General features: G+C 54.8%; 27 protein-coding genes. 26 read left to right on the top strand and 1 reads right to left on the bottom strand.

What is annotated here, in order from left to right; translation table 11 throughout:
• Positions 1–5 precede the first annotated feature (5 nt).
• The 24 genes from rplB to rplQ all read left to right on the top strand — a co-directional run bounded on the left by rplB (position 6) and on the right by rplQ (position 11,904).
• Positions 6–830, top strand: coding sequence for a 50S ribosomal protein L2 (gene rplB / locus I6N98_RS14355; protein ID WP_198569032.1), 825 nt, complete (start codon positions 6–8; stop codon positions 828–830).
• A 28-nt stretch (positions 831–858) separates the two neighbouring features.
• Positions 859–1,134 carry a 30S ribosomal protein S19 gene (gene rpsS, locus I6N98_RS14350; RefSeq protein WP_198569031.1) on the top strand — a complete coding sequence of 92 codons (276 nt, stop codon included), beginning with the start codon at positions 859–861 and terminating at the stop codon, positions 1,132–1,134.
• Between the two features lie 25 nt (positions 1,135–1,159).
• The gene (gene rplV, locus I6N98_RS14345; RefSeq protein ID WP_198569030.1) at positions 1,160–1,498 is read left to right on the top strand and encodes a 50S ribosomal protein L22; all 339 of its coding nucleotides are present in this window, start codon (positions 1,160–1,162) and stop codon (positions 1,496–1,498) included.
• 14 nt (positions 1,499–1,512) lie between these two features.
• Entirely contained in the window at positions 1,513–2,187 is a 675-nt protein-coding gene (gene rpsC / locus I6N98_RS14340; RefSeq protein ID WP_198569029.1) for a 30S ribosomal protein S3, read from the top strand.
• 12 nt (positions 2,188–2,199) lie between these two features.
• Complete coding sequence (gene rplP, locus I6N98_RS14335) at positions 2,200–2,613, top strand: 50S ribosomal protein L16 (RefSeq protein WP_198569028.1); 414 nt, start codon at positions 2,200–2,202, stop codon at positions 2,611–2,613.
• On the top strand, positions 2,613–2,804 hold the full coding sequence (gene rpmC, locus I6N98_RS14330; RefSeq protein ID WP_198571671.1) for a 50S ribosomal protein L29: 192 nt from the start codon (positions 2,613–2,615) through the stop codon (positions 2,802–2,804). The genes rplP and rpmC overlap by 1 nt, the downstream gene beginning before the upstream one ends.
• A 1-nt stretch (position 2,805) precedes the next feature.
• Positions 2,806–3,072 (top strand): 30S ribosomal protein S17, encoded by a 267-nt coding sequence (gene rpsQ, locus I6N98_RS14325; protein ID WP_198569027.1) that lies wholly within the window; start codon positions 2,806–2,808, stop codon positions 3,070–3,072.
• Positions 3,073–3,129: 57 nt separating this feature from the next.
• Positions 3,130–3,498 carry a 50S ribosomal protein L14 gene (rplN, locus tag I6N98_RS14320; RefSeq protein WP_198569026.1) on the top strand — a complete coding sequence of 123 codons (369 nt, stop codon included), beginning with the start codon at positions 3,130–3,132 and terminating at the stop codon, positions 3,496–3,498.
• 30 nt (positions 3,499–3,528) lie between these two features.
• Complete coding sequence (rplX, locus tag I6N98_RS14315; RefSeq protein ID WP_198569025.1) at positions 3,529–3,846, top strand: 50S ribosomal protein L24; 318 nt, start codon at positions 3,529–3,531, stop codon at positions 3,844–3,846.
• Between the two features lie 13 nt (positions 3,847–3,859).
• The gene (gene rplE / locus I6N98_RS14310) at positions 3,860–4,399 is read left to right on the top strand and encodes a 50S ribosomal protein L5 (protein WP_198569024.1); all 540 of its coding nucleotides are present in this window, start codon (positions 3,860–3,862) and stop codon (positions 4,397–4,399) included.
• 14 nt (positions 4,400–4,413) lie between these two features.
• Complete coding sequence (rpsN, locus tag I6N98_RS14305) at positions 4,414–4,719, top strand: 30S ribosomal protein S14 (RefSeq protein ID WP_198569023.1); 306 nt, start codon at positions 4,414–4,416, stop codon at positions 4,717–4,719.
• A gap of 60 nt (positions 4,720–4,779) precedes the next feature.
• On the top strand, positions 4,780–5,175 hold the full coding sequence (rpsH, locus tag I6N98_RS14300; protein ID WP_198569022.1) for a 30S ribosomal protein S8: 396 nt from the start codon (positions 4,780–4,782) through the stop codon (positions 5,173–5,175).
• Between the two features lie 28 nt (positions 5,176–5,203).
• On the top strand, positions 5,204–5,737 hold the full coding sequence (gene rplF / locus I6N98_RS14295; RefSeq protein WP_198569021.1) for a 50S ribosomal protein L6: 534 nt from the start codon (positions 5,204–5,206) through the stop codon (positions 5,735–5,737).
• 10 nt (positions 5,738–5,747) lie between these two features.
• A complete protein-coding gene (gene rplR / locus I6N98_RS14290) occupies positions 5,748–6,098 on the top strand; it encodes a 50S ribosomal protein L18 (RefSeq protein WP_198569020.1) in 351 nt (116 codons plus the stop codon).
• Between the two features lie 10 nt (positions 6,099–6,108).
• Positions 6,109–6,621, top strand: coding sequence for a 30S ribosomal protein S5 (gene rpsE / locus I6N98_RS14285; protein WP_198569019.1), 513 nt, complete (start codon positions 6,109–6,111; stop codon positions 6,619–6,621).
• 20 nt (positions 6,622–6,641) lie between these two features.
• Entirely contained in the window at positions 6,642–6,818 is a 177-nt protein-coding gene (gene rpmD, locus I6N98_RS14280; protein WP_198569018.1) for a 50S ribosomal protein L30, read from the top strand.
• Positions 6,819–6,821: 3 nt separating this feature from the next.
• A complete protein-coding gene (gene rplO, locus I6N98_RS14275) occupies positions 6,822–7,265 on the top strand; it encodes a 50S ribosomal protein L15 (RefSeq protein ID WP_198569017.1) in 444 nt (147 codons plus the stop codon).
• 12 nt (positions 7,266–7,277) lie between these two features.
• A complete protein-coding gene (secY, locus tag I6N98_RS14270; protein WP_198569016.1) occupies positions 7,278–8,606 on the top strand; it encodes a preprotein translocase subunit SecY in 1,329 nt (442 codons plus the stop codon).
• Positions 8,607–8,642: 36 nt separating this feature from the next.
• Positions 8,643–8,759: a 50S ribosomal protein L36 gene (gene rpmJ, locus I6N98_RS14265; RefSeq protein WP_198569015.1), complete on the top strand. Its 117-nt coding sequence runs from the start codon at positions 8,643–8,645 to the stop codon at positions 8,757–8,759.
• Between the two features lie 143 nt (positions 8,760–8,902).
• The gene (gene rpsM, locus I6N98_RS14260; protein ID WP_198569014.1) at positions 8,903–9,259 is read left to right on the top strand and encodes a 30S ribosomal protein S13; all 357 of its coding nucleotides are present in this window, start codon (positions 8,903–8,905) and stop codon (positions 9,257–9,259) included.
• Positions 9,260–9,356: 97 nt separating this feature from the next.
• A complete protein-coding gene (gene rpsK / locus I6N98_RS14255; RefSeq protein ID WP_198569013.1) occupies positions 9,357–9,749 on the top strand; it encodes a 30S ribosomal protein S11 in 393 nt (130 codons plus the stop codon).
• Between the two features lie 23 nt (positions 9,750–9,772).
• Positions 9,773–10,393 carry a 30S ribosomal protein S4 gene (rpsD, locus tag I6N98_RS14250; protein ID WP_198569012.1) on the top strand — a complete coding sequence of 207 codons (621 nt, stop codon included), beginning with the start codon at positions 9,773–9,775 and terminating at the stop codon, positions 10,391–10,393.
• Positions 10,394–10,425: 32 nt separating this feature from the next.
• Positions 10,426–11,427 (top strand): DNA-directed RNA polymerase subunit alpha, encoded by a 1,002-nt coding sequence (locus tag I6N98_RS14245; RefSeq protein ID WP_198569011.1) that lies wholly within the window; start codon positions 10,426–10,428, stop codon positions 11,425–11,427.
• An 84-nt stretch (positions 11,428–11,511) separates the two neighbouring features.
• Positions 11,512–11,904, top strand: coding sequence for a 50S ribosomal protein L17 (gene rplQ, locus I6N98_RS14240; protein WP_198569010.1), 393 nt, complete (start codon positions 11,512–11,514; stop codon positions 11,902–11,904).
• Positions 11,905–12,007: 103 nt separating this feature from the next.
• On the opposite strand, the gene uvrA is transcribed toward rplQ, so the two are convergent.
• On the bottom strand, positions 12,008–14,860 hold the full coding sequence (gene uvrA, locus I6N98_RS14235; protein WP_198569009.1) for an excinuclease ABC subunit UvrA: 2,853 nt from the start codon (positions 14,858–14,860) through the stop codon (positions 12,008–12,010).
• 163 nt (positions 14,861–15,023) lie between these two features.
• Between uvrA and I6N98_RS14230 the strand changes: the two genes are divergently transcribed.
• Positions 15,024–16,373, top strand: coding sequence for an MFS transporter (locus I6N98_RS14230; protein WP_198569008.1), 1,350 nt, complete (start codon positions 15,024–15,026; stop codon positions 16,371–16,373).
• A gap of 105 nt (positions 16,374–16,478) precedes the next feature.
• Entirely contained in the window at positions 16,479–17,000 is a 522-nt protein-coding gene (gene ssb, locus I6N98_RS14225) for a single-stranded DNA-binding protein (RefSeq protein WP_198569007.1), read from the top strand.
• Positions 17,001–17,055: the final 55 nt, after the last annotated feature.

Here is a 17,055-nt window from a genome sequence, read left to right as displayed (position 1 = left end):
TTCACATGGCAATTGTTAAAAGTAAACCGACATCGCCTGGCCGCCGTTTTGTAGTACGGGTGGTCAATCCCGATCTGCACCGTGGGGCTCCCTATAAGCCTTTGCTGGAGAGTCAGTCGCGCAGCGGTGGTCGTAACAATAACGGTCGTATTACCACTCGCCACGTTGGCGGTGGTCATAAGCAGCACTACCGGATTATCGACTTCAAACGCAATAAAGATGGCATCGAAGGTGTTGTTGAGCGTCTGGAGTACGATCCCAACCGCACAGCATTCATTGCGTTGGTAAAATACGCAGACGGTGAGCGCCGTTACATTATCGCTCCCAAAGGCGTGAAAGCAGGCGACGTGGTTGTCTCCGGTGATACTGCGGCTATCAAGCCCGGTAACACATTGCCTCTGCGCAATATCCCGGTGGGCAGCACAGTGCACTGTGTAGAGATGAAGCCAGGTAAAGGTGCGCAATTGGCGCGCAGTGCCGGTGCATCAGTGCAGCTGGTAGCTCGTGAAGGTCAATACGCCACACTGCGGTTGCGCAGTGGCGAAATGCGCAAGGTTCTCGCTGAGTGTCGTGCGACACTGGGTGAGGTCTCCAACAGTGAGCATAGCCTGCGCAAGTTAGGCAAAGCCGGTGCGGCGCGTTGGCGCGGTGTTCGTCCTACCGTTCGCGGTGTGGTTATGAACCCTGTCGATCACCCGCACGGTGGTGGTGAAGGTCGTACCTCTGGAGGTCGTCACCCTGTAACTCCTTGGGGTGTGCCGACTAAAGGGTATAAGACCCGTAAAAATAAGCGTACAGATAAGCTGATTGTGCGTCATCGCAACAAGTAAGCACAGTCAGAGTAAAGAGGAATAGCTTGTGCCACGTTCATTGAAGAAAGGACCGTTTATTGACCTTCATCTTCTGAAGAAGGTTGAGGAAGCGGTAGAGAAAAACGATCGTCGACCAATTAAAACCTGGTCTCGCCGTTCGATGATTCTGCCTGAAATGGTGGGCTTGACCATCGCGGTTCATAACGGTCGTCAACATGTTCCGGTGCTGATCTCCGAGGACATGGTTGGGCATAAATTGGGTGAATTTGCCGCGAGTCGGACCTACAAAGGTCACGTGGCTGACAAAAAGGCCAAGCGTTAAGCTTGGGTCGGAAGAGGCTTTGACGATGGAAGTAGCGGCACATTTAAAAGGCGCGCGTATCTCTGCCCAGAAGGCTCGCTTGGTCGCCGATCAAATTCGCGGCAAGGGTGTAGAAGAGGCGCTGGATCTGTTGGGCTTCAGCTCAAAGAAAGCGGCGGGCATCATCAAGAAAGTGCTTAACTCGGCGATTGCCAATGCTGAGCACAACGAAGGTGCGGATGTCGACGAGCTGAAAGTATCAACCATCTTTGTTGACGAGGGCATGACTATGAAGCGTCTGCGTCCTCGCGCCAAAGGTCGAGCGGACCGGATTCTGAAGAGATCCTGTCACATCACCATTAAAGTTGCCGATAGCGAAGGCTAGTAGGAGAAGACCAAATGGGTCAGAAAGTACACCCGACCGGCATTCGGCTGGGCATCGTAAAAGAGCACAATTCAGTATGGTACGCCGGCAGTGACCAGTACGCCGCGAACCTGATTACTGATCTGGAAGTCCGCGAGTATCTGCAGGACAAACTTGCTAACGCATCAGTAAGTCGAATTGTCATCGAGCGCCCCGCGCAGACGGCGCGCATTACAATTCACACTGCGCGCCCCGGTATTGTCATCGGTAAAAAAGGCGAAGACGTCGATAAGCTTCGCAAAGAGATGACCGACAAAATGGGTGTGCCGGTTCATATCAATATTGAAGAGGTTCGCAAGCCGGACCTGGATGCCAAGCTGGTAGCCATGAACGTGGCCCAGCAGCTCGAACGCCGTGTCATGTTCCGGCGCGCTATGAAGCGTGTTGTACAAAACGCGATGCGCCAGGGCGCTGAAGGCATCAAAGTTCAGGTGAGCGGCCGTGTTGGCGGTGCCGAGATCGCCCGGACAGAGTGGTATCGGGAAGGTCGTGTGCCGCTGCATACACTGCGTGCAGATATTGATTACGCGACCCACGAAGCGGCGACTACGTACGGCATCATCGGTGTCAAAGTGTGGATCTTCAAAGGTGAAGTCCTCGCTACAAAACGCGATGCCGTAGAAGCCAAGGCCAAGAAAGTTTCAGAGTAAGGGTTACGCAAGATGTTACAGCCGAAGCGCACGAAGTTTCGCAAGGTACAGAAGGGCCGCAACCGCGGTCTGGCAGAGCGTGGCAGCAAAGTCAGCTTTGGTGATTTTGGTCTGAAGGCCGTAGGTCGCGGACGAATCACCGCTCGCCAGATCGAAGCGGCGCGTCGTGCCATGACTCGCCACATCAAGCGGGGCGGGAAAATTTGGATTCGGGTGTTTCCCGATAAGCCCATCACCGAAAAGCCGCTGGAAGTACGTCAGGGTAAAGGTAAGGGTAATGTCGAGTACTGGGTAGCCCAGATTCAGCCCGGGAAAGTGTTGTATGAAGTTGAGGGTGTGCCCGAAGAATTGGCGCGCGAGGCCTTTGCACTTGCCGCAGCCAAAATTCCGGTCCCCACAGCATTTGTTAAGCGGGTGGTGATGTGATGAAGGCTGTTGAATTGCGCGATAAATCACTGGAAGAGTTGAATGCTGAACTCGTTCAGCTGCTCGAGAGCCAGTTTAAACTGCGGATGCAGAAAAACAGCGGTCAATTGGCGCAGACGCATCTGTTGAAACAAACCCGTCGTGACATTGCGCGCGTGAAAACCGTGCTCCAGGAAAAGGCAGGTAACTAAGATGTCAGAAGCAGCAAAGAGCGCTCGTACCGCCACCGGGAAGGTCGTCAGCGACAAGATGGATAAAACCATCACTGTACTGATTGAGCGTCGTGTTAAGCATCCCATCTATGGGAAGTACATTACACGCTCATCAAAGATCCACGCTCATGATGAAAATAATGAGTGTAAAGCAGGCGATACGGTAACAGTGAGCGAAACTCGCCCACTGTCCAAAAACAAATCCTGGACCCTGTTGCGGGTTGAAGAAACCGCGACTCAGATATAAACGGCCGACGGCCTGTGTTGATCGCGAGAGGCACAGTTGACGGGTTTGGAGTGAGAGATGATTCAAACAGAAAGCTATTTGGAAGTTGCGGATAACAGTGGCGCTCGCCAGGTTATGTGCATCAAGGTGCTTGGCGGTTCTCACCGTCGCTACGCTCGCGTCGGCGATTTGATCAAAGTGACGGTCAAGGAAGCCATTCCCCGCGGCAAGGTGAAGAAAGGCCAAGTGATGACCGCGGTGGTAGTGCGCACTAAAAAGGGTGTACGCCGCAGTGACGGTTCAACGATCAAATTTGACGACAATGCCGCTGTGTTGCTCAACAACAGTCTGGCGCCCGTGGGCACTCGTATTTTTGGTCCGGTAACCCGGGAGCTGCGCAGCGAGAAATTTATGAAAATTATCTCACTGGCCCCGGAAGTATTGTAAAGGGCGAACTGGGGAAGACTGAGGTCAGCTATGCGCAAGATTAAACGTGAAGACGAAATTATCGTCTTGACCGGTAAAGACAAAGGTAAACGCGGCAAAGTCCAAAAAGTGTTGGACAATGGCCGAGTCTTGGTTGCCGGCATCAATATGGTTAAGAAACACCAGCGTCCCAACCCGCAGTTGGGTGTGGCTGGTGGAATTGTCGAGAAAGAGGCGCCTCTCCACATTTCTAATGTGGCGATTTTCAACCCGTCCACCAACAAGGCGGATCGCGTTGGAATCAAGGTTGCCGACGACGGCAGCAAGAGCCGGATTTTTAAATCCAGCGGCGAAGCGGTGGACGCGTAGGGGTTTATAGAAAATGGCACGTTTACAGGAATTGTATAACAACGAGTTGAAGGCCAAGCTGATTGAAGAGCTGGGCCTGGCGAACCCGATGGAAGTTCCCCGTATTACCAAGATCACTCTGAACATGGGTGTGGGTGAAGCAGCTGGGGATAAGAAAGTTCTTGAGGCAGCGCTGGGTGATTTGGAAAAAGTGTCCGGTCAAAAGCCGGTCGTGACCAAAGCCCGCAAATCCATCGCAGGTTTTAAAATTCGCGACGGATGGCCTATCGGCTGCAAAGTAACTTTGCGTCGTGAGCGCATGTACGAATTTCTGGATCGCCTGATTACTGTAGCGATCCCCCGTGTAAGGGACTTCCGGGGTGTTAGCCCCAAGTCGTTTGACGGACGGGGAAATTTTGCGATGGGTGTGACCGAGCAAATTATCTTCCCTGAAATTGATTACGACACAGTCGATAAGTTGCGTGGTCTCGATATCACCATTACTACGACCGCTCGCAACGATGAGGAAGGCCGTGCGCTGCTGAAAGCGTTCCGCTTCCCATTTAAAGGTTAAGAGGACTCCGGCATATGGCAAAGCAGTCAATGAAAGCGCGGGAAGCAAAGCGCGCACGCACCGTCGCTAAATACGCTGCCAAGCGTGCAGAGCTGAAGGCAATTATTTCCAGCCTGGACGCCAGTGATGAAGAAAAGTGGGATGCCCAGGTTAAGCTTCAAAAGCTGCCGCGCAACGCCAGCCCTGTTCGTCAGCGTCGCCGTTGCCAGGTCACCGGTCGTCCTCATGGTGTGTATCGTAAATTTGGTCTGTGCCGCAACCAGCTGCGTCAAGCCGCCATGCGTGGCGACGTTCCGGGTCTGGTAAAAGCCAGCTGGTAATTAGGTAACTGGAATAAGTATTTTGCCGCCGCGAGTTGCGGCGATCGATGGGAGCAAAACATGAGCATGCAAGATCCTCTGGCGGATATGTTGACCCGCATCCGCAACGCTCAAATGGCAGGTAAGACTGTTGTTGAAATTCCGGCTTCAAAGCTGAAAAAAGCGGTAGCCGCCGTATTGGAAGGCGAGGGTTACATTGCGGGTTGGCGCGTCGAGGAGAACGGCGGTAAGGCGTCTCTCTTTGTTGAGCTCAAGTACTTCCAGGGCAAGCCGGTTATCGCAGAAATCCAGCGTGTAAGTCGCCCTGGTCTGCGGTCCTATGCAGGTAAAGACGAGTTGCCTTCGGTACGTGGTGGCTTGGGCGTTGCGATTGTCTCCACCAGCTCTGGTGTAATGACAGATCGCGCCGCGCGGGCGGCAGGTGTCGGTGGCGAAGTGCTTTGCACCGTTTTCTAAATGATTGACAGCTTGAAGAGTTCTAAAGATGTCTAGAGTAGCGAAAAGTCCAGTGACGCTGCCCAAAGGGGTAGAGGTCAAGCTCGACGGCGGTGCGATCGCAGTGAAAGGCAAAAATGGCAACATGTCCATGCCCCTGCACGAAGCCGTTGAAGTGAAGCAAGAAGATGGTCAGCTGGTGTTTGCCGCCCGCGAAGGCGCAAAAAACGGCTGGGCGATGGCGGGAACCATGCGCTCCTTGACTAACAATATGGTCATTGGTGTGAGTGAAGGTTTTCAGCGCAAATTGATTCTCAATGGTGTTGGTTACCGGGCCAAAGCGAGCGGTAATAGCCTTAACTTGGTGGTAGGGCTGTCTCACCCGATTGATTACGCGCTGCCTGAAGGTGTTAAGGCGGAAACGCCAAGCCAGACTGAGATCGTGCTCAGTGGCAATGACAAGCAGATGTTGGGCAAAGTGGCCGCGGAGATTAGAGCTTTCCGTCCGCCAGAGCCTTACAAGGGTAAAGGTGTTCGCTACGAAGACGAAATGATTCGTCGTAAAGAAGCGAAGAAGAAGTAAGGGCTAGGTTATGAGCGATAAAAAAGTATCAAGATTGCGTCGCGCCCGCCGCGCTCGAAACAAAATGCGTGAACTGCGCGCAGTGCGCTTGAGCGTACACCGTACGCCCCGCCACATGTATGCCCAGGTGATTGCAGCCGAAGGCGATAAAGTCCTCGCTAGCGCTTCCACCTTGGATAAAGAGCTGCGCGGCAACGCTACTGGCAATATTTCAGCAGCAGCCGGTGTTGGTAAATTGATTGCTGACCGCGCCAAGGCAGCGGGCGTAACACAGGTGGCCTTTGATCGCAGTGGATTCCGTTTCCACGGTCGAGTGAAGGCGTTGGCAGATGCGGCCCGCGAAGGCGGTTTGGAATTCTAAGGTTTAGGCGATGGCATTCAACGAGCAGAAAGACAACGCAAACACAGAAGGCCTCCAGGAAAAACTGGTACAGGTAAATCGTGTTGCCAAAGTAGTTAAAGGTGGCCGGATCTTCAGCTTTACCGCGCTGACGGTGGTTGGTGATGGTAACGGTAAGGTCGGTTTTGGCCGCGGCAAGGCTCGCGAAGTGCCCGTCGCTATCCAGAAGGCCATGGAGTCCGCCCGTCGCAACATGGTTCAGGTGGATATCAAGGGTGATACGATTCAGTACGCGGTTAAAGCTAACCACGGTGCATCCAAGGTTTACATGCAGCCTGCGTCTGATGGTACTGGTGTAATCGCCGGTGGTGCGATGCGTGCGGTGCTGGAAATTGCCGGTGTTCACAACGTTTTGGCTAAGTGCTACGGCTCTACCAATCCGGTGAACGTGGTTCGCGCTACCATCAAAGCACTGCAAAGCATTTCTTCTCCAGATGAAGTCGCAGCAAAGCGCGGCAAATCGGTAGAAGAGATCCTGGGCTAAGACAAGGGGCAGGGTTGGAAATGAGCAAAATCAAAGTAACTCAAGTGCGCTCCATTGCCGGGCGCCTGAAGTCCCACAAAGCTTGCGTAGCTGGCCTGGGCTTGCGCCGGATCGGTCACACCGTCGAGGTTGAAGATACCCCGTCAGTGCGTGGCATGATCAATAAAGTTAACTATCTGGTAAAGGTTGAGGTGTAAGGGATGACTGATTTACGTCTTAACACGTTGAGCCCAGCACCTGGCCGTACCAAAAACGCAAAGCGCGTTGGTCGCGGTATCGGTAGCGGTTTGGGTAAAACAGGTGGCCGCGGTCACAAAGGTTTGAAAGCTCGCTCTGGTGGTAGTGTTCGTCCCGGTTTCGAGGGCGGCCAAATGCCACTGCAGAAACGCCTGCCTAAATACGGCTTTAACTCCCGTTTGGCACAAGTCACTGCACAGATTCGCACGTCCGAGCTGAACCGTGTAGAAGATGCTGTTATTGACCTGGACGCGCTCAAGCGCGCGGACTTGATCAGCAATAACATCGAACGCGCAAAAGTGTTTCTGTCTGGTGACATCAAAAAAGCTGTGAGCCTGAAAGGGTTGGCGGTCACCAAAGGTGCTCGGGAAGCAATCGAGAAAGCCGGCGGCAAAGTCGAGGAATAAGGCGCATACCCCATGGCGAAACCCGGTCCCCTGTCAACTGGTAAGCAATCCGGATTAGGCGAGCTCTTGGCTCGCCTTCGTTTTCTGTTGCTGGCGATTATTGTCTATCGTATCGGCACCCACATTCCGGTGCCCGGGATTAACCCGGAGCAGCTAGCCGCTCTGTTTAATCAGAATCAGGGAACTGTACTCGGGCTGTTCAACATGTTTTCAGGCGGTGCTCTGGAGCGGATGAGCATCCTGGCCTTGGGGATCATGCCCTACATTTCTGCGTCCATCATCATGCAGTTGATGTCCGCAGTCAGCCCTCAACTTGAGGCGCTGAAAAAAGAAGGCGAGGCTGGTCGCAGGCAGATAAGCCAATACACCCGTTACCTGACGGTGGTGCTGGCGCTGCTGCAAGCGACGGGTATGACCGTAGGCCTCGCAAACCAAGGTTTGGCCTTTAACGCCGACCTGAGTTTCTATTTTACCGCTGTGGTTTCGCTGGTTACCGGCGCCGTCTTTATGATGTGGCTTGGCGAGCAAATCACCGAGCGGGGTATCGGCAATGGTATTTCCATGCTGATCTTTGCCGGTATCGTCGCCGGGCTACCGGCTGCTGTTGGGCAGTCCCTCGAGCAAGCTCGCCAGGGTGAACTGAATATACTGGTGCTGTTAGCCATTTTGGTGCTGGCGGTAGCGGTGGTTTACTTTGTTGTTTTCATCGAGCGTGGCCAGCGGCGGATTACAGTGAATTATGCCAAGCAACAGCGCGGCAATCGCATGTATCAAGGGCAGCAAAGTCATCTGCCTTTGAAGGTGAATATGGCCGGGGTCATTCCCGCAATTTTTGCCAGCTCTATTCTGCTGTTCCCCGCATCGATTGCCCAGTGGGTAGGGCAAAGCCAGGACGGTATGGAGTGGCTGCAGGAATTGGCTTTGGCGATTGGCCCTGGGCAACCGTTGAATATTTTGCTGTTCTCAGCACTGATTATTTTCTTCTGCTTCTTCTACACCGCGTTGATGTTTAACCCGGATGAAGTTGCGGATAATTTGAAACGTTCCGGAGCGTTCCTGCCAGGTATTCGTCCCGGTAAGCAAACCGCCAGTTATATTGATGGTGTATTGACGCGTTTGACCATGTTCGGCTCGCTTTACATCGCCGCAGTGTGTTTGCTGCCTCAATTTTTGGTGGTGTTCTGGAATGTGCCGTTTTATCTCGGTGGTACCTCGTTGCTGATTGTGGTGGTTGTGGTTATGGACTTCATGTCCCAGGTCCAGTCCCACATGATGTCTCACCAGTACGACTCGGTGATGAAAAAGGCAAATTTGAAAAACTATGGTAGCGGCGCCCGCTAAGGCGGGGGTTGCGAGTGGCTCGTTTGGAGTGTGGTTATGAAAGTTCGCGCATCAGTAAAAGCTATTTGCCGCAATTGTAAAATTGTTCGTCGCAAAGGCGTGGTACGGGTTATCTGCAGCGCAGAGCCCCGTCACAAGCAGCGCCAGGGTTAATCCCGGCTTTGGGGCTTGATTTGTGAGTGTCTTGCGGATAGACTACTGCGCCTTTCGCGCGGCGGTCCGTCTGCGGCTTGTTAACAGCCCTAAGCAGTACGGCGTACTCGTTTATTAAAACAGGATTGATTGGAGTAATCTGAATGGCTCGTATCGCAGGAGTCAATATACCGGATAACAAGCACGCGGTTATCTCGTTGACCTATATTTATGGTATCGGTCGTACTACGGCCAAGCAACTCTGTGCCACAACCTCTATCGCTGAAGACACTAAAGTGGGTGATCTTAGCGAAGAGCAGCTGGACAGCCTGCGGAATGCCATTGGCAAAATCGCGGTAGAAGGCGATTTGCGGCGCGAAGTGTCCATGAATATTAAGCGTTTGTTGGACCTGGGTTGCTACCGTGGCTTGCGCCATCGGAAGAGCTTGCCGCTGCGCGGTCAGCGCACCAAGACCAACGCCCGTACCCGTAAAGGCCCACGCAAGCCTATCCGTAGGTAATCCCTAGGGACATCGGTGCTGCGCTTGTCGCAGCGCTGTCGCGTTTTAGTGTAGCTACACCTCTAGTGTAGTGTTGATATTAGAAGCAGGAATCACAATGGCTAAACCCGGTAAGCAAACACCGCGTAAGAAGGTCAAAAAGACCGTCGTCGATGGCGTTGCGCATGTTCACGCCTCATTCAATAACACCATCATTACCATCACCGACCGCCAGGGTAATACTCTGAGCTGGGCAACGGCGGGTGGTAGCGGTTTCCGCGGCTCTCGTAAGAGCACGCCCTTCGCGGCTCAGGTAGCTGCCGAGCGCGCCGGTAATGCCGCAAAAGAATACGGCCTTAAAAATCTGGACGTCGAAGTTAAAGGTCCTGGCCCCGGTCGTGAGTCAGCAGTGCGTGCACTGAATAACTGCGGTTACAAAATCACCAACATCACAGACGTGACGCCCATTCCACACAATGGTTGCCGTCCTCCCAAGAAACGTCGCGTGTAATTAACAGTTGAGGAATTCTGAGCATGGCTAGATATTTGGGCCCAAGCTGTAAATTAGCCAGACGGGAAGGTACCGACCTGTTCCTGAAGAGCGGTGTGCGTCCGCTGGACTCTAAGTGTAAGGCGGAAACTGCCCCCGGTATGCACGGTGCCCGTCGCGGTCGCCTGTCGGATTACGGTGTGCAGCTTCGTGAGAAGCAAAAAGTTCGTCGTATGTATGGCGTGCTGGAAAAGCAATTCCGCAGCTACTACAAAAAAGCTGCAAGTAAAAAAGGTGCAACCGGTGAGAACCTGCTCCAGTACCTGGAAAGCCGCCTGGACAATGTTGTATACCGCATTGGTTTTGGCTCTACCCGCGCGGAAGCACGTCAGCTGGTCTCTCATAAAGGTATTTTGGTAAACGGTTCTGTGGTTAATGTTCCGTCTTACCAAGTTCAGCCTGGTGATGTGATTTCTCTGCGAGAAAAGGCCAAGAAGCAGCTGCGTGTTCAGTCCGCTATTGCCCTGGCCGCTCAGCGCGGTGATTGCGCCTGGTTGGATGTGAACAACGACAAGCTGGAAGCGGTGTTTAAAAATGCACCGGATCGCAGTGACTTGTCCTCGGAGATCAACGAGCAACTGATCGTAGAACTTTACTCCAAGTAAGTCATTGACCGGATAACCCTCACAGGTGAGCTATGCAAAGTGCAGTGAATGAATTTCTGACCCCGCGTGTCATCCAGGTTGAAGAACTGGGTTCGACCCGCGCCAAGGTAACCTTGGAACCGCTGGAGCGGGGTTTTGGCCACACGCTGGGTAATGCGCTGCGCCGCATCTTGCTGTCGTCCATGCCCGGTTGTGCGGTAGTCGAAGCTGAAATCGACGGTGTGCTCCACGAGTACAGCGCGATGGAAGGCGTGAAAGAAGACGTTATCGAAGTGCTGCTGAACCTCAAGGAAGTTGCCGTTGTACTCAATGGCAAAGACCAAGCGGTACTGACGCTCAGCAAAAAAGGTCCGGGCCCAGTCACAGCTGGTGATATCCAGACTGACCACGAAGTAGAAATCGTTAATCCCGAGCACGTTATCGCAACGCTTAACAGCGACGGCGACCTTAACATGCGCTTGACCATCGGTCGTGGCCGCGGTTACGTGCCGGCTGATGCTCGCGATGGTGGCGAAGAAGAAACTCGCTCTATCGGCCGTCTGCAGTTGGATGCCAGCTACAGCCCGATCAACCGGGTAAGCTACGTGGTCGAAAGTGCACGGGTTGAACAGCGCACTGACCTGGACAAGTTGGTGCTGGATCTGGAAACCAACGGCACAATCGATCCTGAAGAAGCGATTCGCCGCGCAGCGACCATTCTGCAACAACAATTGGCCGTATTCGTTGACCTGGAAAGCGAAGGCGAGAAAGAGCCTTCACGGGAAGAAAACGAAGTTGATCCGATTCTGCTGCGTCCGGTAGACGACTTGGAGCTGACTGTGCGCAGCGCCAACTGTTTGAAAGCGGAAAATATTTACTACATCGGCGACCTGGTTCAGCGTACCGAGGTGGAGCTGCTCAAGACTCCTAACCTCGGCAAGAAATCGCTGACCGAAATCAAAGATGTGCTGGCGTCTCGCGGCCTGTCACTGGGCCTGCGTTTGGACAACTGGCCGCCGGCAAGTTTGCGTAACGACGACCGGGTGCTGGCGTAAGCCGCTCCGGGCGATCTCTGATACGCCGTTCGATTAACTAGGTACATGCTGAGATAGCATCAACTATTAGTAAGGGATAAAGCCATGCGTCATCGTCAAAGTGGCCGCCAACTGAACCGCAACAGCTCTCACCGCAAAGCGATGTTTCGCAACATGACTGCGTCGCTGGTGGAGCATGAACTGATCAAAACTACCTTGCCCAAAGCCAAGGAACTGCGTCGCTATGCCGAGCCGCTGATTACACTGGCGAAAACTGACAGTGTGGCTAACCGCCGCCTGGCTTTTTCTCGTCTGCGCAGCGATGAGGCCGTGGGCAAGCTGTTCGGCGAGCTGGGTCCGCGTTATGAAACCCGTCCGGGTGGCTACATCCGCATTATGAAGTGCGGTTTGCGCACCGGTGACAAAGCGCCTATGGCCTATGTCGAGCTGGTCGATCGTCCAGTAGTAGAAGAGGTAGAGGAAGACGACGAGGATTAACATCCACGTTTGTCTGACCTAAAAAGCCGGCCCTAGCGCCGGCTTTTTTGTGCCCGGCTCACCCACCGGTACAGCGGGGCTGGGCATTGTTTGAGCGCCCTGGCTAGGCGCTCTTTTTGGTGGTCTTGCGGGTCTTTAACATTGGTGCCAGGAACTGGCCGGTGTAGGAATGATCCAGTGTGGCGACCTGTTCTGGCGTACCTTCCGCGATGATCTGGCCGCCGCCACTGCCGCCTTCGGGCCCTAGATCGATAATCCAGTCTGCTGTTTTTATCACATCCAGGTTGTGCTCAATCACTACCACCGTGTTGCCGTGATCCCGCAAGCGATGCAGTACGGTCAGTAATAGTTGAATGTCTTCAAAGTGCAGCCCAGTGGTGGGTTCGTCAAGGATATACAAGGTCTTGCCGGTATCCCGCTTGGACAACTCTCTTGCCAGTTTAACCCGTTGAGCTTCGCCCCCCGATAGGGTGGTGGCGGCCTGCCCCAGGCGAATATAACTCAAGCCGACGTCCATTAAAGTCTGGAGTTTCTTGCTGATGGCGGGGACGTTCTCAAAAAAGCTGTTGGCTTCTTCGACGGTCATTTCCAACACTTCGTGGATGTTTTTGCCCTTAAAGAGTATATCCAGGGTTTCGCGGTTATAGCGTTTGCCCTGGCAGACTTCACAGGCGACGTAGATGTCGGGAAGAAAATGCATCTCCACTTTGGTGACCCCGTCACCCTGGCAGGCCTCGCAGCGGCCGCCTTTAACGTTAAAGCTGAAACGCCCCACTTTATAACCGCGGGAGCGGGCCTCTTGGGTGCCCGCGAACAACTCCCTAATAGGGGTGAATATACCGGTATAGGTTGCAGGGTTAGAACGAGGAGTCCGGCCGATCGGACTCTGGTCAATATCGATGCACTTGTCTACCAGCTCCAAACCGTGAATGTCAGTGTAAGGCGCGGGCTTTAGCGTGGTTGCGCCGTTGAGTACCGTAGCCGCGATGGGGAACAGAGTGTGGTTGATCAGTGTCGACTTACCAGATCCCGACACGCCAGTAATGCAGGTCATCAAGCCCAGCGGAAGGTTGAGGGTCACATCCTGTAGGTTATTGCCAATGGCGCCCTCCAGGTGAATATAGCGATCGGGGTTGGGCTCGTAGCGTTGCTCTGGCACCGCAATCTTGCGCTTGCCGGAAAGGTATTGCCCGGTGAGTGACTCGGCGCTGCGGCGAATCGCTGTGAGACTGCCCTGGGCCACCACCTCGCCGCCGTGCACCCCGGCGCCGGGGCCGATATCAATGATGTGATCGGCAGTGCGGATGGCGTCTTCATCGTGCTCCACGACGATCACGGTGTTGCCGATATCCCGCAGGTGGCGAAGTGTATTGAGCAACCGTTCGTTGTCGCGCTGGTGTAAGCCGATGGAGGGCTCGTCGAGGATATACATGACTCCCACCAGGCCGGCACCAATTTGACTGGCCAGGCGGATGCGCTGAGCCTCACCCCCGGACAGCGTATCGGCGCTGCGGTCCAGGGTCAGGTAGTTGAGACCGACATCCACCAGGAAGCGCAAACGGTCATTGATTTCTTTCAGGATCTTTTCGGCAATCTGTGCCCGGCGGCCGCTGAGTTTTAGGGTGGCGAAATAGTCCCTGGCGGCGCCCACCGGCATGCTGGAAATATCCGGTAGGGTGTTGTCCAGCAAGAATACGTGGCGGGCTTCCCGGCGCAAGCGGGTGCCGTGACAGTCCGGACAATTGTCAGTAGAGAGGTATTTGCTGAGCTCTTCCCTTACGGTCTGTGACTCTGTGTCCCGGTAGCGTCGCTCCATATTGGGAATAACCCCCTCGAAGCGATGCCGGCGCTGGAAGTTGTCGCCCCGATCGTTGACGTAGGTAAAACTGATTTCTTCATTGCCGCTGCCGTAGAGGATCTTTTTACGGTGCTGGGCGCTTAGGGACTCAAAAGGCGCGTCGATATCGAAGCCGTAGTGCTCCGCTAGGGAGTTGAGCATATGGAAGTAATACACGCTGCGGCGGTCCCAACCACGGATGGCGCCGGTGGCAAGACTGGCTTCCGGGTGTTGCACCAGGCGGGATTCGTCAAAGTACTGTTTTACACCCAGGCCGTCGCAACTGCTGCATGCCCCCAATGGGCTGTTAAAGGAAAACAGTCGCGGCTCCAATTCGCTGAGGCTGTAGCCGCAATGGGGGCAGGCAAATTTGGCAGAGAACAGCAGCTCGGCACCGCCATCGGCGTCCATGGGTGCCACGGAGGCAATGCCGTCGGTCAGTTCCAGCGCGGTCTCGAAGGATTCTGCCAATCGCAGGGCAAGGTCGCTGCGCACTTTAAAGCGGTCGATGACCACCTCAATAGTGTGTTTGCGCTTTTTATCCAGGCTTGGCGTGTCATCCAAGTCGGTCACAATACCGTCGATTCTGGCGCGCACAAAACCCTGGCTGCGCAACTTTTCAAACACGTGGAGGTGCTCGCCTTTGCGGTTTTGTACTACCGGGGCCAGCATCATCATCTTGCTGCCCTCCGGTAGCGCCAGAACTGTGTCCACCATTTGGCTAACAGTCTGGGCGGCCAGTGGCTCATCGTGATCAGGGCAGCGGGGCTCGCCAACCCGGGCAAACAACAGGCGCAGGTAATCGTGAATTTCGGTGATGGTGCCCACGGTGGAGCGGGGATTGTGGGAGGTGGATTTCTGCTCAATGGAAATGGCCGGTGACAGGCCGTCGATATGGTCGACGTCGGGCTTTTCCATCATCGACAGGAACTGCCGAGCGTAGGTAGAGAGAGACTCTACGTAGCGGCGCTGCCCCTCGGCATAAAGCGTGTCAAACGCCAGGGAGGATTTACCCGACCCCGATAGACCGGTGATGACCACCAGCTTGTCGCGGGGAATCTCTAGGTCGATGTTCTTTAAATTGTGGGTGCGGGCGCCGCGAACAATAATCCGATCCATAAATCCCCCGGAGAAATAAACAGACCATTATACGGTCGAGTCAGATTGTGGCGCAAAAAGCAAAACGGGCGGATGTCAGGCTGCCGGACGAGCTGGTAGAATGCCAAGCTTCCCCCGCTGATGATTTTTGTAAACAGGCCCTCAACTCTTGACTGATTCCCCCATGACTCGATTCGAATTGCGTGCGGTACTGGCACTGGCCAGCCTCTATGCCTTTCGCATGCTGGGTCTGTTTATGCTGCTGCCGGTATTGGCGCTCTATGCCGAGGAATACCGGCACAGTACGCCACTACTGATTGGCTTGGCACTGGGGGTTTATGGCCTGGGGCAGGCGATACTGCAAATTCCCCTGGGTATGTTATCTGATCGCATCGGCCGCAAACCGGTGATTATTGGCGGTTTGCTGGTGTTCGCCCTGGGTGGCGTGGTCGCGGCGATGAGCGACAGCCTATACGGCGTGATTGCCGGCCGTCTTTTGCAGGGGGCCGGAGCCATTGCCAGTACTTTGACGGCGATGGTGGCGGATCTGACCCGGGAGCAGCACCGCACCAAAGCGATGGCAGCTATTGGGGGCAGTATTGGCGTGTCTTTCTCTCTGGCGCTGGTGCTGGGACCGTGGATCGGCGGCTGGTCGGGGCTCAGCGGTCTGTTTGTGGTCACGGCAGTGCTTGCGATAGTGGGCATAGCCATCACGGTGTTTGTGATTCCTACCCCAAATAGTCAATTTGTGGATGCCGGCAGTCGGGCCCCGGGCGAGATGTTGGCCCGCTGCTTAAAAGATTCGAATTTAATGCGGCTTAACATTGGCATATTTTTCCTGCACGGCATGCTGATGGCGCTGTTTGTTGTGGTGCCGGGCTTGTTGGAGCAGTTAGGTTGGATGCGGGCAGACCACTGGCAGGTTTACTTTCCGGTGATGGTTCTGTCCTTTGTGGCGATGGTGCCAGCGATTATTTATGCCGAGCGCCGTGATGCCATGCGCGCGGTGTTTTTGTTGGCGGTAGCGCTGTTAGCGGCAGCAACCCTGCCCCTGTCTGTGCTGACACTGCATGGCACCTTGCTGCTAATTATGTTGTTGGTGTTTTTTGCGGCATTTAATTTTTTGGAGGCGTCACTGCCATCACTGCTGAGCCGGACGGTGTATCCCGGCGGCAAAGGCACCGCGATGGGGGTTTACTCCAGTTTTCAGTTTTTTGGAGCATTTTGCGGTGGTCTGGTGGGCGGCTGGTTGTCGGGTTGGGGTGGCAGCAGTGCGGTGTTTACCCTCGTTGCGGTGTCGGCGTTGATATGGTGGGCGGTGGCGTGGTGGATGCAGGTGCCGCCAAAGTCTGAGAACCTGACATTGTATTGGCAGCCCGGCGAGTGGGACGCCCGGGGGCTGCAGTCGGCCATGCTGGCACTGCCCGGCTCCCTGGCGATTACCGTTTTTGAGGAGCAGCGTACCGCCTATCTGCAGGTGGCCAGGGATTTTGATATTGCCTGTCTACCCGGTAGTGTTGAAGTCAGGCGTTAAATTTCTAGGTAGCCGTCATGGTCGCGACAGAAAAGATTGCGGTATAGTGCTCGTTTGGATAGCGAATACCCTTGGCAACAGCAATAGGGCAACAGGAGAATAACGATGGCGCGTGGCATCAACAAGGTGATTTTGATCGGCAATCTGGGCCAGGACCCGGAAACCCGCTATATGCCCTCAGGGTCAGCGGTGACCAATGTTACCCTTGCCACCAGCGAAAGTTGGAAGGACAAGCAAACCGGGCAGCCCCAAGAGCGTACCGAGTGGCACCGGGTGGTGTTTTTTAACCGCCTGGCGGAAATCGCAGGCGAATATCTAAAGAAAGGCTCCAAGGTCTATGTCGAGGGTTCACTGCGGACCCGCAAGTGGCAAGGTCAGGATGGCCAGGATCGCTACACCACAGAAATCGTCGCCAACGAGATGCAAATGCTCGATGGTCGTGGCGGCAGCAGTGGCGGCAGCAGTGGCGGCTATGGCGACTACAATCAGTCCGCCCCGCAGCGTCCCCAATCTGCTCCTTCGCGGCCGGCGCAAAACCCGGCTCCTCAAAACCAGGCTCCGCAGGGCCAGGGCGCGCCAGCTCCCGGCGGCTTTGACGACGGTTTTGACGATGATATTCCGTTTTAGCGTTCGCGACGCAGATCCCGGCGCGTAAGCCTTGTCGAGGAAGCGCGCCAGCTGC

The sequence above is a fragment of the Spongiibacter nanhainus genome, from assembly GCF_016132545.1.
In the GTDB taxonomy this organism is placed as follows: domain Bacteria; phylum Pseudomonadota; class Gammaproteobacteria; order Pseudomonadales; family Spongiibacteraceae; genus Spongiibacter; species Spongiibacter nanhainus.
This window is presented reverse-complemented; position numbering and strand designations above follow the sequence as displayed.

Bases quoted from the DNA above. Each gene is read 5' to 3' on its own strand.
- rplB (WP_198569032.1), top strand. From the start codon at position 6: ATGGCAATTGTTAAAAGTAAACCGACATCGCCTGGCCGCCGTTTTGTA.
- rplV (WP_198569030.1), top strand. From the start codon at position 1,160: ATGGAAGTAGCGGCACATTTAAAAGGCGCGCGTATCTCTGCCCAGAAG.
- rpsC (WP_198569029.1), top strand. From the start codon at position 1,513: ATGGGTCAGAAAGTACACCCGACCGGCATTCGGCTGGGCATCGTAAAA.
- rplP (WP_198569028.1), top strand. From the start codon at position 2,200: ATGTTACAGCCGAAGCGCACGAAGTTTCGCAAGGTACAGAAGGGCCGC.
- rpmC (WP_198571671.1), top strand. From the start codon at position 2,613: ATGAAGGCTGTTGAATTGCGCGATAAATCACTGGAAGAGTTGAATGCT.
- rpsQ (WP_198569027.1), top strand. From the start codon at position 2,806: ATGTCAGAAGCAGCAAAGAGCGCTCGTACCGCCACCGGGAAGGTCGTC.
- rplN (WP_198569026.1), top strand. From the start codon at position 3,130: ATGATTCAAACAGAAAGCTATTTGGAAGTTGCGGATAACAGTGGCGCT.
- rplX (WP_198569025.1), top strand. From the start codon at position 3,529: ATGCGCAAGATTAAACGTGAAGACGAAATTATCGTCTTGACCGGTAAA.
- rplE (WP_198569024.1), top strand. From the start codon at position 3,860: ATGGCACGTTTACAGGAATTGTATAACAACGAGTTGAAGGCCAAGCTG.
- rpsN (WP_198569023.1), top strand. From the start codon at position 4,414: ATGGCAAAGCAGTCAATGAAAGCGCGGGAAGCAAAGCGCGCACGCACC.
- rpsH (WP_198569022.1), top strand. From the start codon at position 4,780: ATGAGCATGCAAGATCCTCTGGCGGATATGTTGACCCGCATCCGCAAC.
- rplF (WP_198569021.1), top strand. From the start codon at position 5,204: ATGTCTAGAGTAGCGAAAAGTCCAGTGACGCTGCCCAAAGGGGTAGAG.
- rplR (WP_198569020.1), top strand. From the start codon at position 5,748: ATGAGCGATAAAAAAGTATCAAGATTGCGTCGCGCCCGCCGCGCTCGA.
- rpsE (WP_198569019.1), top strand. From the start codon at position 6,109: ATGGCATTCAACGAGCAGAAAGACAACGCAAACACAGAAGGCCTCCAG.
- rpmD (WP_198569018.1), top strand. From the start codon at position 6,642: ATGAGCAAAATCAAAGTAACTCAAGTGCGCTCCATTGCCGGGCGCCTG.
- rplO (WP_198569017.1), top strand. From the start codon at position 6,822: ATGACTGATTTACGTCTTAACACGTTGAGCCCAGCACCTGGCCGTACC.
- secY (WP_198569016.1), top strand. From the start codon at position 7,278: ATGGCGAAACCCGGTCCCCTGTCAACTGGTAAGCAATCCGGATTAGGC.
- rpmJ (WP_198569015.1), top strand. From the start codon at position 8,643: ATGAAAGTTCGCGCATCAGTAAAAGCTATTTGCCGCAATTGTAAAATT.
- rpsM (WP_198569014.1), top strand. From the start codon at position 8,903: ATGGCTCGTATCGCAGGAGTCAATATACCGGATAACAAGCACGCGGTT.
- rpsK (WP_198569013.1), top strand. From the start codon at position 9,357: ATGGCTAAACCCGGTAAGCAAACACCGCGTAAGAAGGTCAAAAAGACC.
- rpsD (WP_198569012.1), top strand. From the start codon at position 9,773: ATGGCTAGATATTTGGGCCCAAGCTGTAAATTAGCCAGACGGGAAGGT.
- I6N98_RS14245 (WP_198569011.1), top strand. From the start codon at position 10,426: ATGCAAAGTGCAGTGAATGAATTTCTGACCCCGCGTGTCATCCAGGTT.
- rplQ (WP_198569010.1), top strand. From the start codon at position 11,512: ATGCGTCATCGTCAAAGTGGCCGCCAACTGAACCGCAACAGCTCTCAC.
- uvrA (WP_198569009.1), bottom strand. From the start codon at position 14,860: ATGGATCGGATTATTGTTCGCGGCGCCCGCACCCACAATTTAAAGAAC.
- I6N98_RS14230 (WP_198569008.1), top strand. From the start codon at position 15,024: ATGACTCGATTCGAATTGCGTGCGGTACTGGCACTGGCCAGCCTCTAT.
- ssb (WP_198569007.1), top strand. From the start codon at position 16,479: ATGGCGCGTGGCATCAACAAGGTGATTTTGATCGGCAATCTGGGCCAG.